The sequence below is a fragment of the Arthrobacter sp. B0316-1-20 genome (assembly GCF_059091865.1).
This window is the reverse complement of sequence record NZ_JBNHHC010000041.1, coordinates 25,356-42,537: the sequence shown is the minus strand read 5'-3', so window position 1 is coordinate 42,537 and position 17,182 is coordinate 25,356. Positions and strand designations below refer to the sequence as shown.

Here is a 17,182-nt window from a genome sequence, read left to right as displayed (position 1 = left end):
GGCACACTATTGAGTTCTCAAACAACAGGAGCACCCGGCACCAAGACGACCCTCACAGGCCCTCCATCGCTCCGGAGCAACTTTTCTAACTTACCCGTTCCCCGCGGCCTTTGCAAATCGCCGTTCCCGGCGGATTCAGACCCGAATCCCGGCCCCAACCAACCACCCCAGAGGCGCGTAAAACGCACCAGATCCTGGCGTATGTTCGAAAGGGGGTTTGGCCGCTGTTTTCCCTGCTTCAGCAGCAGCGACTCAGAAAACAATACACCCCATCCAGCCACCCCGCAAATCACCCCCCACACCTCAACCCGGCAACCCGCCCGGCGGCCCGAAAACCCCGCCGGCACGCGGATCCGCCCACCCCAACACCACCCCGCAGCACAGCCAAACACCGCGCCCCCGGCCACCAGGACGCACTGTGCAGCCGCTCACAAAACCCCGCGGCAAATGCCCGTAACGGGGACCGCTGAGCTGGGGAGACCCGGCATGAAAGAGCCGGCGCCGCGGATGAGATGTCCCGGCCCCGATCAAGGACAACTTCCCGACCCGGCGTCGCCGACGACTGCGGCTGCGGTACGGGCCTCGCCCATCGCACGAGCAATCAGCCGTCCCGGCCTGCAAGTTCCCCGGATGCGGAGCACCGCCCCGGACGGGAGCAGGACCACGTGCGACTCAGCATCATTCCCGACAGCAAAGGGCGCGGACATCGCTGCCCGCGCCCTTTGCTGTCGTCCGACGGCCGCTGCATTAGCCAAGCGGCAGGCGGCACACGGGGCCAAGCCGCGGCCCGCCGTCGTTGTTTGCTGTCCTTTACTCGGAAATCAGATCCCGGATCACGATGGTCTGGTCGCGGTCCGGGCCAACGCCGATGGCGGAGAACCGGGTGCCGGACATTTTCTCCAGCGCCAGCACGTAGTTGCGCGCGTTGGTGGGCAGGTCCTCCAGCGTTTTGGCGCCGGTGATGTCCTCGGTCCAGCCGTCGAAGTACTCGAAGATCGGCTTGGCGTGGTGGAACTCGGTCTGGGTCATCGGCATTTCGTCGTGGCGGACGCCGTCCACGTCGTAGGCCACGCAGACCGGGATCTGCTCAATGCCGGTGAGCACGTCCAGCTTGGTCACGAAGTAGTCGGTGAACCCGTTGACCCGGGAGGCATGGCGGGCCAGCACGGCGTCGTACCAGCCGCAGCGGCGCGGACGGCCGGTGTTTACGCCGAACTCGCCGCCCTTCTTCTGCAGGAATTCGCCCATGTCGTCGAAGAGTTCGGTGGGGAACGGGCCGGCGCCCACGCGGGTGGTGTAGGCCTTGATGATGCCCACGGCCCGGTTGATCCGGGTGGGGCCGATGCCAGAGCCAACGGACGCGCCGCCGGCGGTCGGATTGGAGGAGGTGACGAACGGGTAGGTGCCGTGGTCCACGTCCAGGAAGGTGGCCTGGCCGCCCTCCATCAGCACCACCTTGCCCTCGTCCAGCGCCTGGTTCAGCACGAAAGTGGAGTCGATAACCATGGGGCGCAGCCGTTCGGCGAAGGACAGGAAGTATTCCACCACCTCCTCCACATGCACATCGCGGCGGTTGTAGACCTTGACCAGCAGTTCGTTCTTCTGCCGCAGCGACCCTTCGACCTTCTGCCGCAGGATCGATTCGTCAAAGACGTCCTGCACGCGGATGCCGAGCCGGGCCACCTTGTCCATGTACGCCGGGCCGATGCCGCGGCCGGTAGTGCCGATGGCCCGCTTGCCCAGGAAGCGTTCGGTGACCTTGTCCATGGTCTGGTGGAACGGGGCCACCAGGTGTGCGTTGGCGGAAACGCGGAGCCGCGAAGTGTCCGCGCCGCGGGCCTCGAGCCCGTCGATCTCTTCGAAGAGGGCCTCAAGGTTGACCACGCAGCCGTTGCCGATGATCGGGGTGGCGTTGGGGGACAGAATGCCGGCCGGCAGCAGCTTCAGCTCGTACTTCTCCCCGCCGACGACGACGGTGTGGCCCGCATTATTGCCGCCGTTCGGCTTGACCACGTAGTCCACGCGGCCGCCAAGCAGGTCGGTTGCCTTGCCTTTTCCTTCGTCGCCCCACTGAGCTCCGACGATCACAATTGCTGGCATGGGATCCTCCCCCATTCGATGCGGCGGAAGCCCCGGACAGTCTGTACAAGAAGGAGCCGCTGCCGCGCATGAGAACGCCCCTCACTCCAAGCGGAGTATGTGGGGCTCTTACCCACCAAGTTTAGCCGATGGCCGCTCAGCGCCCTCAATCCGTTTACTCGGGTGGCCTTTCACGGCCGAAACCGGGATTCCGTTTTCAGAGCCGGACCGGGAAGCGAGGTTTCCGGGCCTCACCACGAGGACGCATCGAGTGGCGAGAAGATGCGGTAAAACCGAGTGCAAGTGTGCAACTTCCCTTCAGTCAATGAAACGGGGGCGGGTGCGTTTCCTCCCGCCGGCGGGTACGGCGACGTCCCCGAAGCACGACGGCGGGTACGGCGGCGGTACGGCGGAAGCCCCGAACTACGACGGCGGGTGCGGCGGCCACCCCCGGAGTGCGACGGCGGTGGGGCAGCTTGCTCTGGCCTAAGCCACCGCGGCGGGGTAGCCTGCCGATCATGGCGGCCTCTCATCCGGTGGCACGGATCGGCATTTCCGGCTGGCGGTATCCTCGCTGGCGCGGCACCTTCTATCCCCAAGGGCTGCCGCAGCGCCGAGAACTGGAATATGCCTCCAGCCACCTGAACTCGGTGGAAATCAACGGCACGTTCTACTCCCTGCAGCGTCCCTCCAGCTTCCGCCAGTGGTATGCGGAAACGCCGCCGGACTTTGTCTTCGCGGTCAAGGGCGGGCGCTACATCACACACCTCAAGGGGCTGAAGGACGTCCGCGAGGCACTGGCCAACTTCTATGCCAGCGGCGTGCTGGGGTTCGGTGACAAACTCGGCCCGTTCCTCTGGCAGTTGCCGGAACGCGCCACCTACGACGCCGGAGTGATGGAGAAGTTCCTGGCCCAACTGCCGCGGAGCACGCAGGCGGCCGCTGCCCTGGCCGCGGAACACACCGACATAATGAAGGACCGAACCTGGATTCCGGACGACGGCGCCGACCGCCCGCTCCGCCACGCCGTCGAAATCCGCAGCACCACGTTCATCAACGAGGAGTTCTACGACCAACTGCGCCGGCACAACGCAGCCTTGGTGCTCGCGGACAGCGCGGGAAAGTGGCCGATGCTGCACGAGATCACGGCAGACTTCATCTACATCCGGCTTCACGGCAAGGACGAGCTTTACGTCGGCGGCTACCCGGACACGGACCTGGACCGGCTGGCCACGGCGGTCAGCGGTTGGCTGTCCGGCTCCGGCTGTCCCGACGGCGCGGGCCGGGACGCGTACCTGTACTTCGACAACGACGCCAAAGTCCACGCCCCGTTCAACGCAATGGGGCTGGCTGAACGGCTGGGCCTGCCTGCCGGCCCCTGACGGTCTGACGCTCGGTGGGGGCCCCGCCGTCGTTATGCTTCGCCGTCAAACCTCCAGCTTGCCGCCGGAGGCTTCCAGATAGCAGGTGCCGCAGAGCGACTCGTACCAGACGTCCTCGCCGTCGATGGCGACCTGCTCGCCGTCGAAAACAATCTCCCCGCCCACCCGGCGCGTGTTGAACACGGCTTTGCGTCCGCAGCGGCAGATGGTCTTCAGTTCCTCCAGGGTGTGCGCGATTTCCAGCAGCCGGCGCGCGCCGGGGAAAGCCTGGGTGCGGAAGTCGGTGCGGATGCCGTAAGCCAGCACCGGAACGTTGTCCAGCACCGCAATCCGGAACAGGTCGTCGACCTGCGCCGGCTCCAGAAACTGGGCCTCGTCCACCAGCAGACATGCCACCGGTTGGACGTCCACGCGCTCCAGCAGGGCGTCCGGATCTTCGCCGGCGGCTACCCGGCCGAAGTGTTCGCGCACCGCCTCGCCCGGCCGGATCATGAAGTCCACGTCCCGCGCCATGCCCAGCCGGGAGACGATCTTGCTGTCCCCTTTGGTATCCAGATTCGGTTTGGCCAGCAGCACGCGCTGCCCGCGCTCCTCATAGTTGAACGCGACCTGGAGCAGGCCGGTGGATTTGCCGGAGTTCATCGCCCCGTAGCGGAAGTAGAGCTTGGCCAACACAGTCCTTTCAAGCGGTCCCAGCAGTCGATTCTACTGAGCCCGGGCCCGGGTGCACGGCAGCGACGGATCAGGGCGCGGCCTCGGCGAAACGCTTGAAACCGGCCAGCTGGCCGGAGTCCGCCTCCGCCATCGCCGTCCGGATCTGGTCTGCCATGCCGGTTAGTTCCTCGCTGATGACGACGTCGGCCGTGAGGGTCAGGCGCGTAGCCCCGCCATCGCCGTCGAGCTCGTAGCGGTAGTACGCCTGCACGTCCCCTTGTGACGAGGCAATGGTGATGCTTCGTCCGACGTCGAGTTCGCTCACCGTGCAGCTTCGGTCATGTCCCTGGGAGTGGAAGTCGATGGTTTGGCCCACCATCAACGGGCCTTCGGCGTGCATCTCGCTCACCCCGGGCATCCATGCCGGCGCAGCCGCCCAGTCGGTCAACAGCGCCCACGCCCGTGCCGGCGGCACATAAACCTGCTCCGTGACCGTGAACGCCGTGTCCGCACCCATACCTGCATCATGCCCTCCCCCGCGCGGCGGCGAAAGGCCCGGCCGCGGACTGGGCGTATCGCCTGCTCCGGCTTGCTGAGCGGCGGACTGCGCGGTCGCCCGGGCCCGGCTTGCGGAACGGCCAACACAGACACTGGACTGGCAACCTTTAGGTTGCGTATTGTGGAGGCATGGACACGGTTTTCCACGCCCTCGGTCATCCGACTCGGCGGATCCTGTTGGAGGAGTTGGCCGCAGACAACGACCAGACGCTTTTCCAGCTGACCGTGAACCTGATCCACAAGCACCACTTGGAACTATCCCGCCAGGCTGTCACCAAGCATTTGGCCATTCTGCGCGCGGCCGGTTTGGTGACCGCGAGCAGCCGGGGGCGCACTACGGTGCACCATCTGGACCCTGCGCCGCTGTCCGCCGCGCGGGAATGGCTCACGCGTTTCCCACAGTCCACCACCACGAAGGAAGAACCATGATTGTCACCACCACAAGTATTTTCGTCGACGACCAGCAGAAGGCGCTCGAGTTCTACACCGCCAAGCTGGGCTTCCAGCTGAAGAATGACGTGCCGGTCGGCGCCGACCGCTGGCTGACGGTCGTCTCGCCGGAGGCCCCGGACGGAGTGGAAGTGCTGCTCGAGCCGTCCAGCCACCCGGCGGTGAAGCCGTTCAAGGAGGCCTTGGTGGCCGACGGCATTCCGTTCAACAGCTTCGGCGTGGAGGATGTGCATGCCGAGTACGAGCGGCTCGTTGCGCTGGGGGTGAAGTTTATCCAGAAGCCTGCCGACATGGGGCCGGTCATCACCGCCGTCCTGGACGACACCTGCGGCAACCTCATCCAGATCGCCAGCACGAAGGACTAGCCGCAACGGCCAGAGGGCCGAAGCGTGGCTACTCGAGCACGCGCTCCCGCACCAGCGCGGAAAGCTCCTCCGCCCGGCGCACCACCCGGTCCGCCTTCTGCGTGTGTTCGCGAAGCGATTCCTGCAGGGAATCCTCCGCCATCGACGCCAAGTTGGCCTCCACGGTGATGCGCGCGGTGGCCGCGGCGGCGCGGGCCGCCTCGGCCGCTACTGCGATGTCGCTGAGCAGGTCGGACTTGCAGACATCCAGCAGCTCCTCGCCCAAACGGACGACGGCGGTGGCAAGGTCCAGCTGCGCCCTCGCCGGCAGCGTCGCTTCAACGAGTGCCTCGCGGATGGCCGCGCTGCGCTTGGCCCGCTCCTCGTCGGATCCGGACGGCAGCTTGTAGCAATCGACCACCCGCTGGAATTTCTCCTCGTCGGATTCCGCCTCGTCCATTGCGGTCCGCATCAGCTGGTCCGCCTCGGACAAAATGACTTCGAAATCCGTTTCCGAAGTTCCGGACGCGCCCTCCCCGGACGCGGCTGCCGAATTACCTTGGCCGCTGCCTTCAGCCGGCTTGGAGAAGTGGGCAACCATGCCGATCAGCGCCGCTGCCTGCGCGGCATGGATCGCCCCTACAGCCCCGGCACCCGGCGTCGGATCACTCGATCCGAGCCGGCGCAAATACTGCTCGATGCTTTCGGATCTGCTCACGCTTCAGCCCCGTCCGCTGCTGCGGCGGCTGCACTCCAGGTATCTGCTTCCATCTCTGCATCATCCCCAACAACGCAGCGCAGCGAAAGGCCCCGGCGCGGTCAACCAGTGCTCTTCAGGACCGAAAACGGGCGGGCGCAGAAAACGGGAGCTGCCGTGCGGCGAGCTCCCGTTTTCTACCCAGCGGATTGACGAAATCAGGCGCCTTCGATGGCCGCCTTGGCGTTCGGGTCGGACTCGGCCAGGAATTTGCCGATCCGGTCCACCTCTTCGGCCTCGCCAATGGCACCGGCGGCCCGGCCCAGGGCGTATAGTGCGCGCAGGAAGCCGCGGTTCGGTTCGTGCTCCCACGGGATCGGCCCGGCACCGCGCCAACCGGCACGGCGCAGCGAGTCCAGGCCGCGGTGGTAGCCCACCCGGGCAAAAGCATAGGACTCGACGGTCCGGCCCTCGGCGTAGGCTTCATCGGCCAGGATCGCCCACACCAGCGAGGACGACGGGAACTTCGCGGCCAGGTCCACCGCTTCGTCGCCGGCATCCAGGCGGGCCAGGACGTCAGTCTCTTCCGGCAGATAGGTCGGCTCGGGCCCCAGCAGGTTGGTGCGGAAAGGCTCGGTCATTTACTTCACCGACTTTCCGGCAGAACCCAGGCTTTGTGCGGCCTCCACCACGCGGGCGGCCATGGACTTCTCGGCGGCCGCACCCCAAACACGCGGGTCGTAAGCCTTTTTGTTGCCCACCTCGCCGTCAACCTTCAGCACGCCGTCGTAATTGGCAAACATATGGCCGGCCACCGGGCGGGTGAAGGCGTACTGGGTGTCCGTGTCTACGTTCATCTTGATCACGCCGTAGGACACGGCGTCGGCGATCTCCTGCGCGGACGAGCCGGAGCCGCCGTGGAAGACCAGGTCGAACGGGTTGTCCTTGCCGATCTTCGCGCCGACCTCGGCCTGGATCTGCTGGAGCAGCTCGGGGCGCAGCTTCACGCCGCCGGGCTTGTAGACGCCGTGCACATTGCCGAAAGTCAGCGCGGTGATGTAGCGGCCCTTCTCGCCTGCGCCCAGCGCCTCGATGGTCTTCAGCCCGTCGTCCACGGTGGTGTAAAGCTTTTCGTTGATCTCGTTCTCGACGCCGTCTTCCTCGCCGCCGACGGTGCCGATCTCCACTTCCAGGATGATCTTGGCCGCGGCGGTGCGGGCCAACAGGTCTTCGGCGATCTTCAGGTTCTCTTCCAGCGTCTCGGCCGAGCCGTCCCACATGTGCGACTGGAAGATCGGGTCTTCGCCGCGCTTTACGGCCGCCTCGGATTCCGCCAGGAGCGGCAGCACAAAGCTATCCAGCTTGTCCTTCGGGCAGTGGTCGGTGTGCAGCGCCACGTTGACCGGGTACTTCTTGGCCACCTCGCGGGCGAACGCGGCGAAGCCCAGCGAACCGGCGACCATGTCCTTGACCCCGGAGCCGGACCAGTATGCGGCACCGCCGGTGGAAACCTGGATGATGCCGTCGGAACCGGCGTCGGCAAAGCCCTGCAGCGCTGCGTTGAGCGTCTGCGAGGAGGTGACGTTGATCGCCGGGTAGGCGAAGCCGCCCGCCTTGGCGCGGTCAATCATGTCGGCATAGATCTCAGGGGTTGCAACGGGCATGCTGACTCCTTGGCTAGCGATACGGATTCGAAGGCGTTGCCTCTGGGCCCATCCTATCGAGTCCCGGTCCGGGAGCGGCTTCTCAGTCCGCCCGCACCATAGTTACGGGACGCTCAGGGCTACCGTCCCCGGTCGGATCCGGGCCAGTGTCTGTGAAGCCGGGTTACCTCCGCTGCCTCGCTCCCCCGCGGCGTGGCCGGTCGTGGCAAGCTGGGGTTATGACTGCAACCCCGCCGCCGTTCCACGGTCCGCGCGATCCCGGCGACGCCTGGGTGGAAGGACCGGACGGCACTAGAATGTGGGGCCGGTTCGGCTCGGCCGGGCTGCTGGCGGTGGACCGCGAGCGCGGCATCCTGCTCCAGCACCGGGCCCAGTGGAGCCATTTCGGCGGCACCTGGGGAATCCCCGGCGGCGCGCGGCACCAGGACGAGCTGGCAGTCGACGCCGCCCTGCGCGAGGCGAACGAAGAGGCTGACGTCCCGCTCGATGCACTGGCGCCGCTATTCACCTCGGTGCTGGACCTGGGCTTTTGGACCTACACCACCGCTGCCGCCAGGACCGTGCGGCCGTTTGAACCGGCCATTACCGACGCCGAAAGCCTCGCCCTGGCCTGGGTGCCGCTGCATGAGGTGGACGATCTGCCGCTGCACCCGCACTTCGGCGAAGCGTGGCCCCGGCTGCGCACCTTGCTGGAGCACCCGCCGCTGCTGATTATCGACGCCGCGAACGTGGTGGGCTCCCGGCCGGACGGCTGGTGGAAGGACCGCGCCGGTGCCACCCGCCGGCTGCTGACCTCGCTGCGCACCGCCCTGGAACCGGGGCTTCCGGCCGACCTGCTGGCCGTGCCCGCCGGCACTGTCTGGCCGCAGACCGTCGTCGTGCTGGAAGGCGCCGCGAAGGCTGCCGCCGCGGAAGGTCGCTACGAGTACGACGGCGGGGCGGCCGCTGCCCGGGGCGGCGTCACCTCACCTGCGGCTTCCCCAGGGGACGACGGCGGGGCCACCTCCGCCGGGCAGGCGTCGGCAGCGCACCGCCGCGGCGTGCAACTGGAGGTGGCGCACGCGGCCGGATCGGGCGACGACGCGATCGTGGCCCAGGTGGAGAAGCAGTTCGGCGACGACCCCGGGGCGTCGGTGACCGTGGTGACGTCCGACCGCGGGCTGCGCAGACGGGTGGAGGACCTCGGTGGCCGGGCAGTCGGCGCGGGAACGCTGCTGGACCTGCTCGGCTGACCGCGCCGTCCGCTGCCACCGCCGGAAAGTGCCGCACGCGCAGCGCCCCGACGGCCAACCGCCCAAGTCCGCCATATGGAAACTGGACGCTCCGTTCGCTCCCACGTTTCGGACGGCCCTAAAATGTTTCCGCACCGCGGATTCAATTGGTGAATGCAACAACCTGAAAGGGGTTGTTGCATGGATGTCTTTGATCCAGCGTCGAATCGTCTTGTTCAGTTAGTCCGTTCGGGGCTCTCGTTGAAGAAGGCGTCGGCCCAGGCTGGCTTGTCTTACGACCAAGGGAGGACACGGTGGGCAAAACTTGATGGCCGGAAGCTGCAGGGCGGCAGGCTGGGTGGTCTGCCCAAGCCACCGCGCCCGAAGCTTGCCGTCAGGGGCCGCGGACCGTGGGAATTCACGGATTCTGCCTCGCTGCGCTTCGTGGAGTTGGTCCAATCCGGTTGGTCCATGCTGGCTGCCTCCCGCGAGGCGGGGCTGACCTACGACCAAGGCAGGACCCGGTGGGCAAGACTGGGCGACGTGAAACTGCAACTAGGCGCGATCGGCGGGATACCGCGAGCGAAGAAACCCCGGGGACTGGAACCTGAAGACATTCCGGCACCACCGGCGGGCCCGTGCACCGGACCGGTGACCTTCTATGAACGGTGCATGATCCAGCTGCGGCTCCAGGACGGGTGGAAACAGGCCAGGATCGCCAAAGAACTGTGCAGGGATCCGAGCGTGATCAGCCGTGAACGGTGCCGCAACCTGAACAGGGACGGCATCTATGACGCCAGATGGGCCCAGCACAACGCCGAGAGGCAACTGAAACGACCCAAAGGGTTCAAGCTGCTGGCCAGCCCGGAACTGGTCAAGTTCGTCGAGGACAACATGGACGACGGGTGGAGCCCGAAACTGATCTCAGACGTCCTCAAAAGCCTCTACCCCGAGAATAGAGAGATGCAGGTATCGCACGAGACGATTTACCAATGCCTCTATGTTCAAGGCCGCGGCGTCCTTCGTCAGGACCTTTACCGCTGCTTGAGCCTCAAACGCAGTTCCCGGCGCTCCCACAGCCGGACAACCAGCCTGCGCGGCAGCCGCTACGAGGATGCCCTGACCATCCGCCAGCGTCCGCCAACCGTCCAGGACCGTGCCGTGCCCGGACATTGGGAAGGCGACCTCATCCTCGGCGCGGGAAACACCTCCGCAATCGGAACGCTCGTCGAACGATCGACCAGGTTCACGATCCTGCTGCACCTGCCCGGTGACCATACCGCCCACACCGTCGCCGAAGCGATGCTCAAGGCCATGGGCGAACTCCCCTGGCATCTGCGCCGCTCGATCACCTGGGACCGCGGGGTCGAACTCGCCGATTACGACCGGATCATGCTTGAGCTGCAGGCCCCGGTCTACTTCTGCGATCCTTACTCGCCCTGGCAGCGAGGCTCCAACGAAAACACCAACCGCTTATTGCGGCACTGGTTTGAGAAGGGCAGCGACCTCGCCGGCCATACGCCCGAAGACCTCCGCCGGGTCCAGGACAAACTCAACAGCAGGCCGCGACCCACCCTGAACCTGAAGACCCCGGCCCAAGCACTGACCGAACTACTCCTGCCACAGGTAGCCTAAGCCCAACTACAAAATTGCATTCACCGATTGAATTCGCCCACGTCAGGGGCCTGTGGACGGCCTCAAACATGGGAAGTTGCTGCTATACGTGGGAAGTTACTGCCGGTCCGGACCCCCAGGCTGCTCCGCGAGGCCAAATCTGAGCCGGCCCGCCCGCTCAAGTCTCAGCCAGCGCCCCGCCGAGACCGGGCGCCCGCCCCCCGCCCCGCCCCCCGCCCCGCCCCTCGCCCCGCACCCCGCGCCCGCAAACCTACCCGGCCGGCGTTCCCACCGGCTGGGCGAAGACGTGGCGGCGGATCCACGCGTGCATCGCGATGGCCGCGGCGGCGGAGGCGTTAATCGAGCGGGTGGAGCCAAACTGCGCGATCGACAACGTGGCGTCGGCGGCGGCGTGGACCTCCGGCGTCAGCCCGGGCCCTTCCTGCCCGAACACCAGCACGGCGTTCTCGGGCAGGTCGTAGGTCTCCAGCGGCACCGAGTCGGGGAAATTGTCGATCCCGATGATCCGCAGGCCCTCGCCCTGCGCCCAGGCCACGAAGTCCTCCACGGTGGGGTGGTGCCGGACGTGTTGGTAGCGGTCGGTGACCATCGCGCCGCGCCGGTTCCACCGCCGTCGTCCGATGATGTGCACTTCCTTGGCCATAAACGCGTTGGCGCAGCGCACCACGGAGCCGATGTTCAGGTCGTGCTGCCAGTTCTCGATGGCCACGTGGAAATTGTGCCGGCGCGAGTCCAGGTCCGCCACGATCGCGTCGTGCTTCCAGTAGCGGTACTGGTCCGTCACGTTGCGGCGGTCGCCGTCGGCCAGCAGTTGCGGGTCCCAGTGGTCGCCCTCCGGCAACGGCCCCTCCCACGGCCCGACGCCGATGCTCGCCTCCGCGGCGCCGGTTCCGGGAGCGTCGTGGTTGGCTCCGGGAGCGTTCAGATCTGCCCGCGGACCGTCCTGATCGGCCCCCGGACCGTGCGGTTCGGGTTGCTGCCCGTTGGTCAGCGGCCGCTCGGCCTCGGCTTCACCTGCGTTTTTTTCCACCCCACAAGCCTAGGTGACAGACTGGGGCCGAACGCGCCGTCCCGCCGGCACGGGCCGGGGACATTTCGGCCTGTACCTACACTGAGACCGATACCTGCACGAAAGGGAACCATGCACGAGCAGAAGACCCGCACGCCGGCCGACATCGAGTGCTGGCTTACCGACATGGACGGCGTGCTGGTTCATGAGAGCACCGCTATCCCGGGCGCAGCTGAACTGATCCAACGTTGGGTGGACACTTCCAAGCGCTTCTTGGTTCTGACCAACAACTCCATCTTCACTCCCCGGGATATGGCCGCACGACTGCATCAGGCCGGCCTGGAGGTGCCCGAGGAGAACATCTGGACGTCGGCGCTGGCCACCGCCCAGTTCCTGCGCAACCAGACGCCCCCGTCGGAGGGGCACGGCCGCGCGTACGTGATCGGCGAGGCCGGATTGACCACGGCCCTGCACGAGGCCGGCTTCATTTTGACCGACCGCGACCCGCAGTACGTGGTGCTGGGCGAAACGAGAACCTACTCCTTCGAGGCCATCACCAAGGCCATCCGGCTCATCCTGGCCGGCTCGCGCTTCATCGCCACCAATCCGGATGCCACCGGCCCGTCCAGCGAGGGATTGCTGCCGGCAACCGGAGCCATCGCGGCGCTGATCAGCAAGGCCACCAACCGCATGCCGTACATTGTGGGCAAACCCAATCCGATGATGTTCCGCTCGGCCATGAACCAGATCGAGGCCCACTCCGAGACCACGGCAATGATCGGCGACCGGATGGACACGGACATCGTCGCCGGCATGGAAGCCGGGCTGCACACCGTGCTTGTCTACACCGGCATCACCCAGCCCGACGACGTGTCCCGCTTCCCCTTCCGGCCCAACCAAACGGTCGAATCCGTGGCGGACCTCATCCCGCTGATCTGATGGGCACCGGCACCCACACGCCGACGAGCCCGAGTTCGGCCGGAAACTCGCCCAGGAAGCTGCCGCTGCCCGTGAAGTAGCGCCACCGATCTAAGTCCCGGACAGCTTGGGGGGAGCGGCGCCGCGCAAGCGGCCCGCTCCCTTGACGCGGGAAGGCGTGCCTTGATGCTGGGTTAGAAGAACTGCGCCTTGGAGCCAGCCACCGGCAGCGGGAAGAACTCATCCTCCACCTGCTGGATGATCGGCACGTAGATCGCCGAATTCCACTGCGGACTTGCGTGCGCCGGCCGGGCCCCATCGGTCACCAGGTTGTTGGTCAGGAAGTTCGCCTCGTAGTTCACCAGCCAGCTGCGCCGGGCCGTGGTGTAGTTGATCGTTTGGTCTCCCGGATTTCCCATCCAGGCCATCTTGGTCTCGCCTATGCTGTGGCTGAACCGGTGCGCATCGAAGTGGTAGATGTACGAGGACTGCGACTGGATCAGCGTGCTGGAGACGGCCAGCGGGGACAACTGCTCCATGGTCTGCTCCACGATCTGCCGCCAGCTCCGTTCGTTCTTGTGCACAATGCGCTCACCCAGCTCATAGCCCCCACGCACATAGCTCGGGACCCGGTAGCCGGCCTCGTACAGGAACACCACGCCTTCGAACATGGTCTTGTCCAGCACGTCGAAGCGGCTGTACGGGGAGGAGTCCATCAGGATCAGCTCCACCGGGAAGCCCTTGGCCCGCAGCCGCGCGGTCATCTCCACCGCCACCATGCCGCCGAAGCTGTGCCCGTAGAAGTAGAGCGTCTCCAAGCGATTGTCCTGGATGTGCTTTTGCAGCACCTCGGTCAGCTCGGCCAAATCCAGTCCGCGGTTCGAATAGCCCGCCACCGCCAGCCGGCCGCGCTCCGCCAGGCCGGGGCGCAGCGCGTTCAGAATCCACAACCCTTCCTCCCAGCTGGTCTTGTACCCCGGGAACAGCACCCAGCTGGAGCGCGGGAAGCGTCGATCCGCATGTTCGTCCGCCAGCGTGAGGATCTGCGCTTCATTGCGCATGCTTTGGATGGCGCGGGTGGCCGCCAGATCGGCGGCGGTGCCCAGACCGAAGGCCGCGCCGATCAGGAACGAGCGCCGCGAAACCCGGTGCAGGTCGCTGGCCAGGCGCAGCTGGCGGGCGGCCTTGTTCCTGCGTACATCCATGAGTTGGTGGGCTGCCTGCCGCGTTTAGTCCAGGCCCAGCTCGTCCTTGCCGAAGGCGAACAGATACGGAACGCCGGCTTCAGCCTCAATGCGCTCCTTGGCACCGGTGTCGCGGTCCACGATGACGGCCACCGCCTTGATCTGGCCGCCGGCGTTGCGCACGCCTTCCACCGCGGCCAGCGCGGAGCCGCCCGTCGTGGAAGTGTCTTCCAGTACGACGACGGAGCGGTCCTTCACGTCGGGGCCCTCCACTTGGCGGCCCATTCCGTAGGATTTCTGCGCCTTGCGCACCACGAAGGCGTCCACGGCGCGGCCGGCGTCTGCGGCTGAATGCATCAGCGCGGTACCTACCGGGTCGGCACCCATGGTCAGGCCGCCGGCCGACTGGAACTCGATGCCGGCCTCATCGAGCATGGCCAGCATGACCCTGCCGACCAAGCGGGAGGCTTCATGGTGCAGGGTGACCCGGCGCAGGTCGATGTAGTAGTCGGCCTCGGCACCGCTGGACAGTGTGACTTTGCCGCGCACCACGGCCAGTTCCTTGATCAGTTCGAGCAGGCGGGCGCGGTCGGCCGCTGGATCGGCCGCAAAAGTCTGGGTCATGATCCCCAGTCTATGGGGTTGCTCCGGTGACGATTGGAATCGGAGACGCGGGGATGCGCAGCGCGGTATTTCCTTGCCTCCGGACATCGGACGTACCCGCACCAGTGACCATTCGGGCCCGGCCTGCCATAATCAGGGCCACGCGAGCTAGGGGAGGTTTGCACAGATGGCCACCTTTGTGTTGATTCACGGGGCCGGGGATGTTGGCTGGTATTGGCATTTGGTGGAGGCGGAACTGCGTAGCCGAGGGCATGACGTGGTCGCGCCCGATCTGCCCAGCGAGGACGAAACCATGGGGCTGGACGAGACGGCAGACGCGGTAGTCCGTGAGATCGGCGACCGGCAGGACCTGGTGGTCGTCGGCCAGTCGTTTGGCGGTTTCACCGCGCCGCTGATCGCTGCCCGGCTGCCGGTCAAGCTGCTGGTCTACCTTGCGGGAATGGTCCCGGCTCCCGGTGAGCGGCCTGCGGACTGGTGGGCCAATACCGGATACAGCCAAGCTGCCGAGGAGCAGGCCGCCGTGGACGGCGGATTGACCGGCAACTCCGACCCGTTCATCTGCTTCTACAACGGCGTCCCGCTCGAGCTGGCCGAGGAGGCCTTGAGCTATGAGCGAGGCCAGTCGGAAGCTTCCCAGGCCGAGCCCTGGCCGCTGGCGGCCCACCCGGAGGTGCCCACAAAGTTCATCCTGTGCAAGGACGACCGCTTCTTCCCCGCCGATTTCTTCCGTCGGGTCGTGCCCGAGCGGCTGGGCGTTGTGCCGGACGAGATTCCCGGCTGCCACTGCGTGGCGCTGAGCCACCCGCAGGAATTGGCCGACCGGCTGGAGAGCTACCTGAGCGAATAGCCGGCTAGAGTCCGCGGACCAGCAGATTTGGGTGCAGCTGCTCCCACCCGTCGGCCAAATCCTTGCTCACGTCGTAACCGTCGACTGCCAGTTTGGCCGTGACCCCGCCGGCGCCCATGACCTCAATCGGACCGGGATGGCCGGGAGTGAATTGCCGGGGCACGGCGGCGGAGCAGCCGGCCACCCAGTTTGAGTCGATCTTTTGGTTAACAATGACAACGCAGAAGCCGTTCGGGGCCGTACGAGCGGTGTAGAACGCATAATCGTCCTGCTCAGCCAGCAACCGAGCACTGTCTGTATCCGCCTCCGGCGGCAGTTCTACCTGAGCGGGAAGTTCGTCGCCCGCAGCAGGGGCTTGCGCCAAGGCAGCGACACTGGCATTCGGGCCGCCACAGCCAGCCACCGCCAGCAGTAGAGCAGCACCGGCTGCAATCTTGACCAACGTGCGCATGACTCCCCTGCCGTCCATGGATGAGCGTTTGTCTCACGCTAGCCCCGCAGCTGCAGGCGTGAAAGGTTCAACAGGTTGCGAAACGATAACTTCACAAACTGGGCAAGCCGGCGTCGCACGTACGCTCACGTCGACCGGCGACCAGTCCCGGCAACACCGTCATGCCGACGCAGCGGCCTCGATCGCCTCGGGCGAAAGCACGTGCCCGATCGCCAGCGACACGGCCCCCAGCACGCCCGCTCGTTGCCCGGCCACGGACGGAGCGATCCGCAGGTGCTCGGTGGCCAGCGGCAGCGAGCGCCGGTAGACCACTTCACGGATGCCGGCCAGCAGGTGCTCGCCGGCCTGCGCCAGCCGGCCGCCGATCACGATCACCGACGGATTCACCAGGTTGACGCAGGTGGCCAGCACGTCGCCGATGTCCCGGCCGGCCTGTCGCACGGCCTGGATCGCCTGTAAATCGCCGGAGCGCACCAGGTCAATCACATCCTGGCTGCTGCCTGCCTTCTTCCCCTCGGCCGACAACGCCGCGGCCAGCGCCGGTCCGCCGGCCAGTGCCTCCAAACAGCCGGTGTTCCCGCAGCGGCACGCCACGCCGTCGCCGCGCGGCACCCGCACGTGGCCCAGGTCTCCGGCCGTGCCTTGCGCCCCGCGCTGCAACTGGCCGGAGGAAATGATGCCGGCGCCAATCCCGGTGGCCACCTTGATCAGCATCAGGTCGGCGGTGTCCGGCCAGGCCATGGCCTGCTCGCCCAGTGCCATGATGTTGACGTCGTTGTCCACCAGTACCGGCACCTTGAAGTGTTGCTGCACCAGCGCCGGAACGTCCACACGGTCCCAGCCCGGCATGATCGGCGGATTAATCGGCCGGCCCGTGTCATGCTCCACCGGCCCGGGCAATCCGATGCCAATCGCGCCGAGGTCCGCCGAGCCCCGGTCGGCCTGCTTCAGCAGCCGCGCCACCGCGTCGCATAGCCAGCCCAGCACGCTGTCCGGGCCGCTGGCGATGCTCAGTTCGGCGCGTTCTTCGGCCAGCACAGCGCCGGAGAGGTCGGCCGCGACCACCAGCGCGTGCGTGGCACCCAGGTCCGCCCCAACCACCAGCCGCGCGGCCGGGTTGAGCGCAAACAACGACGGCGGCCTGCCGCCGGTCGAGGTTGCTCCGCCGACAGGTGCGATCAGCCCCACCCTCATCAAGGCATCCACCCGGGCGGTCACCGTGGACCGGGCCAGGCCAGTCAGCTGCGCCAGTTCGGCGCGGGTGCGTGGCTGGCCATCTCGGAGCAGCTGGAATACCTCGCTGGCTCCTGCGGCGGGCTGCGCTGCCAGCCGCTGCGGGGCGACGTCGGACTTCAACACACTTTCAGTAGAGCATGCACCGCTTCTGTTTGTCTCTAGACAGACTAAGAAAACACTTTGATCAACTTATGTTGGACTATCGACAAAAGTATGTGACCCGTGCCACAGTAGGGTGC

18 protein-coding genes are annotated in these 17,182 nt (G+C 66.5%); 7 read left to right on the top strand and 11 right to left on the bottom strand.

Annotated elements, in window-relative coordinates:
* Positions 1–810 precede the first annotated feature (810 nt).
* Positions 811–2,100, bottom strand: a complete 1,290-nt coding sequence (locus AC5RW2_RS34195) for an adenylosuccinate synthase (protein WP_493952585.1) — start codon at positions 2,098–2,100, stop codon at positions 811–813.
* Between the two features lie 497 nt (positions 2,101–2,597).
* Here AC5RW2_RS34195 and AC5RW2_RS34190 point away from each other — a divergent pair, with 497 nt between their 5' ends.
* Complete coding sequence (locus tag AC5RW2_RS34190; protein WP_493963506.1) at positions 2,598–3,461, top strand: DUF72 domain-containing protein; 864 nt, start codon at positions 2,598–2,600, stop codon at positions 3,459–3,461.
* 45 nt (positions 3,462–3,506) lie between these two features.
* Here the strand turns inward: AC5RW2_RS34190 and AC5RW2_RS34185 are convergent, their stop codons facing one another.
* Both AC5RW2_RS34185 and AC5RW2_RS34180 read right to left on the bottom strand, forming a co-directional pair.
* Positions 3,507–4,133 carry a thymidine kinase gene (locus AC5RW2_RS34185; RefSeq protein ID WP_493952583.1) on the bottom strand — a complete coding sequence of 209 codons (627 nt, stop codon included), beginning with the start codon at positions 4,131–4,133 and terminating at the stop codon, positions 3,507–3,509.
* Between the two features lie 70 nt (positions 4,134–4,203).
* Entirely contained in the window at positions 4,204–4,632 is a 429-nt protein-coding gene (locus AC5RW2_RS34180) for an SRPBCC family protein (protein ID WP_493963507.1), read from the bottom strand.
* A gap of 170 nt (positions 4,633–4,802) precedes the next feature.
* On the opposite strand from AC5RW2_RS34180, the gene AC5RW2_RS34175 reads away from it, so the two are divergent.
* Together AC5RW2_RS34175 and AC5RW2_RS34170 are read left to right on the top strand one after the other, a co-directional pair.
* Positions 4,803–5,102 (top strand): ArsR/SmtB family transcription factor, encoded by a 300-nt coding sequence (locus AC5RW2_RS34175; protein WP_493963508.1) that lies wholly within the window; start codon positions 4,803–4,805, stop codon positions 5,100–5,102.
* Positions 5,099–5,488, top strand: a complete 390-nt coding sequence (locus AC5RW2_RS34170) for a VOC family protein (protein WP_493963509.1) — start codon at positions 5,099–5,101, stop codon at positions 5,486–5,488. Before AC5RW2_RS34175 ends, AC5RW2_RS34170 begins: the two co-directional genes overlap by 4 nt.
* Positions 5,489–5,516: 28 nt before the next feature.
* Here the strand turns inward: AC5RW2_RS34170 and AC5RW2_RS34165 are convergent, their stop codons facing one another.
* From AC5RW2_RS34165 to fbaA, 3 genes are all read right to left on the bottom strand, one after another.
* Positions 5,517–6,185: a cyclodeaminase/cyclohydrolase family protein gene (locus AC5RW2_RS34165; RefSeq protein ID WP_493952579.1), complete on the bottom strand. Its 669-nt coding sequence runs from the start codon at positions 6,183–6,185 to the stop codon at positions 5,517–5,519.
* A 197-nt stretch (positions 6,186–6,382) separates the two neighbouring features.
* The gene (locus AC5RW2_RS34160) at positions 6,383–6,805 is read right to left on the bottom strand and encodes a DUF3151 domain-containing protein (RefSeq protein ID WP_493952578.1); all 423 of its coding nucleotides are present in this window, start codon (positions 6,803–6,805) and stop codon (positions 6,383–6,385) included.
* Positions 6,806–7,828, bottom strand: coding sequence for a class II fructose-bisphosphate aldolase (gene fbaA, locus AC5RW2_RS34155; protein WP_493963510.1), 1,023 nt, complete (start codon positions 7,826–7,828; stop codon positions 6,806–6,808).
* 218 nt (positions 7,829–8,046) lie between these two features.
* Between fbaA and AC5RW2_RS34150 the strand changes: the two genes are divergently transcribed.
* Both AC5RW2_RS34150 and AC5RW2_RS34145 read left to right on the top strand, forming a co-directional pair.
* Positions 8,047–9,060, top strand: a complete 1,014-nt coding sequence (locus AC5RW2_RS34150; protein WP_493963511.1) for an NUDIX domain-containing protein — start codon at positions 8,047–8,049, stop codon at positions 9,058–9,060.
* 450 nt (positions 9,061–9,510) lie between these two features.
* A complete protein-coding gene (locus AC5RW2_RS34145; RefSeq protein ID WP_493963795.1) occupies positions 9,511–10,674 on the top strand; it encodes an IS30 family transposase in 1,164 nt (387 codons plus the stop codon).
* A gap of 250 nt (positions 10,675–10,924) precedes the next feature.
* Here the strand turns inward: AC5RW2_RS34145 and AC5RW2_RS34140 are convergent, their stop codons facing one another.
* Complete coding sequence (locus AC5RW2_RS34140) at positions 10,925–11,599, bottom strand: TrmH family RNA methyltransferase (RefSeq protein WP_493963796.1); 675 nt, start codon at positions 11,597–11,599, stop codon at positions 10,925–10,927.
* A gap of 216 nt (positions 11,600–11,815) precedes the next feature.
* Here AC5RW2_RS34140 and AC5RW2_RS34135 point away from each other — a divergent pair, with 216 nt between their 5' ends.
* Complete coding sequence (locus tag AC5RW2_RS34135) at positions 11,816–12,622, top strand: HAD-IIA family hydrolase (protein ID WP_493952575.1); 807 nt, start codon at positions 11,816–11,818, stop codon at positions 12,620–12,622.
* 173 nt (positions 12,623–12,795) lie between these two features.
* Here AC5RW2_RS34135 and AC5RW2_RS34130 read toward each other — a convergent pair whose 3' ends face one another.
* Positions 12,796–13,806 (bottom strand): thioesterase domain-containing protein, encoded by a 1,011-nt coding sequence (locus AC5RW2_RS34130; RefSeq protein ID WP_493952574.1) that lies wholly within the window; start codon positions 13,804–13,806, stop codon positions 12,796–12,798.
* A gap of 24 nt (positions 13,807–13,830) precedes the next feature.
* Positions 13,831–14,409, bottom strand: coding sequence for an orotate phosphoribosyltransferase (pyrE, locus tag AC5RW2_RS34125; protein ID WP_493952573.1), 579 nt, complete (start codon positions 14,407–14,409; stop codon positions 13,831–13,833).
* A gap of 166 nt (positions 14,410–14,575) precedes the next feature.
* Between pyrE and AC5RW2_RS34120 the strand changes: the two genes are divergently transcribed.
* The gene (locus AC5RW2_RS34120) at positions 14,576–15,256 is read left to right on the top strand and encodes an alpha/beta fold hydrolase (RefSeq protein ID WP_493952572.1); all 681 of its coding nucleotides are present in this window, start codon (positions 14,576–14,578) and stop codon (positions 15,254–15,256) included.
* 4 nt (positions 15,257–15,260) lie between these two features.
* On the opposite strand, the gene AC5RW2_RS34115 is transcribed toward AC5RW2_RS34120, so the two are convergent.
* Both AC5RW2_RS34115 and AC5RW2_RS34110 read right to left on the bottom strand, forming a co-directional pair.
* Positions 15,261–15,707, bottom strand: a complete 447-nt coding sequence (locus AC5RW2_RS34115; RefSeq protein ID WP_493963512.1) for a hypothetical protein — start codon at positions 15,705–15,707, stop codon at positions 15,261–15,263.
* 159 nt (positions 15,708–15,866) lie between these two features.
* Positions 15,867–17,066, bottom strand: a complete 1,200-nt coding sequence (locus AC5RW2_RS34110; RefSeq protein WP_493952570.1) for an ROK family protein — start codon at positions 17,064–17,066, stop codon at positions 15,867–15,869.
* Between the last annotated feature and the right edge of the window lie 116 nt (positions 17,067–17,182).

Excerpts from the sequence above, each read along its gene's own strand:
- AC5RW2_RS34195 (WP_493952585.1), bottom strand. The coding sequence starts at position 2,100 with ATGCCAGCAATTGTGATCGTCGGAGCTCAGTGGGGCGACGAAGGAAAA.
- AC5RW2_RS34190 (WP_493963506.1), top strand. The coding sequence starts at position 2,598 with ATGGCGGCCTCTCATCCGGTGGCACGGATCGGCATTTCCGGCTGGCGG.
- AC5RW2_RS34180 (WP_493963507.1), bottom strand. The coding sequence starts at position 4,632 with ATGGGTGCGGACACGGCGTTCACGGTCACGGAGCAGGTTTATGTGCCG.
- AC5RW2_RS34175 (WP_493963508.1), top strand. The coding sequence starts at position 4,803 with ATGGACACGGTTTTCCACGCCCTCGGTCATCCGACTCGGCGGATCCTG.
- AC5RW2_RS34170 (WP_493963509.1), top strand. The coding sequence starts at position 5,099 with ATGATTGTCACCACCACAAGTATTTTCGTCGACGACCAGCAGAAGGCG.
- AC5RW2_RS34160 (WP_493952578.1), bottom strand. The coding sequence starts at position 6,805 with ATGACCGAGCCTTTCCGCACCAACCTGCTGGGGCCCGAGCCGACCTAT.
- fbaA (WP_493963510.1), bottom strand. The coding sequence starts at position 7,828 with ATGCCCGTTGCAACCCCTGAGATCTATGCCGACATGATTGACCGCGCC.
- AC5RW2_RS34150 (WP_493963511.1), top strand. The coding sequence starts at position 8,047 with ATGACTGCAACCCCGCCGCCGTTCCACGGTCCGCGCGATCCCGGCGAC.
- AC5RW2_RS34145 (WP_493963795.1), top strand. The coding sequence starts at position 9,511 with ATGCTGGCTGCCTCCCGCGAGGCGGGGCTGACCTACGACCAAGGCAGG.
- AC5RW2_RS34135 (WP_493952575.1), top strand. The coding sequence starts at position 11,816 with ATGCACGAGCAGAAGACCCGCACGCCGGCCGACATCGAGTGCTGGCTT.
- AC5RW2_RS34130 (WP_493952574.1), bottom strand. The coding sequence starts at position 13,806 with ATGGATGTACGCAGGAACAAGGCCGCCCGCCAGCTGCGCCTGGCCAGC.
- pyrE (WP_493952573.1), bottom strand. The coding sequence starts at position 14,409 with ATGACCCAGACTTTTGCGGCCGATCCAGCGGCCGACCGCGCCCGCCTG.
- AC5RW2_RS34120 (WP_493952572.1), top strand. The coding sequence starts at position 14,576 with ATGGCCACCTTTGTGTTGATTCACGGGGCCGGGGATGTTGGCTGGTAT.
- AC5RW2_RS34115 (WP_493963512.1), bottom strand. The coding sequence starts at position 15,707 with ATGCGCACGTTGGTCAAGATTGCAGCCGGTGCTGCTCTACTGCTGGCG.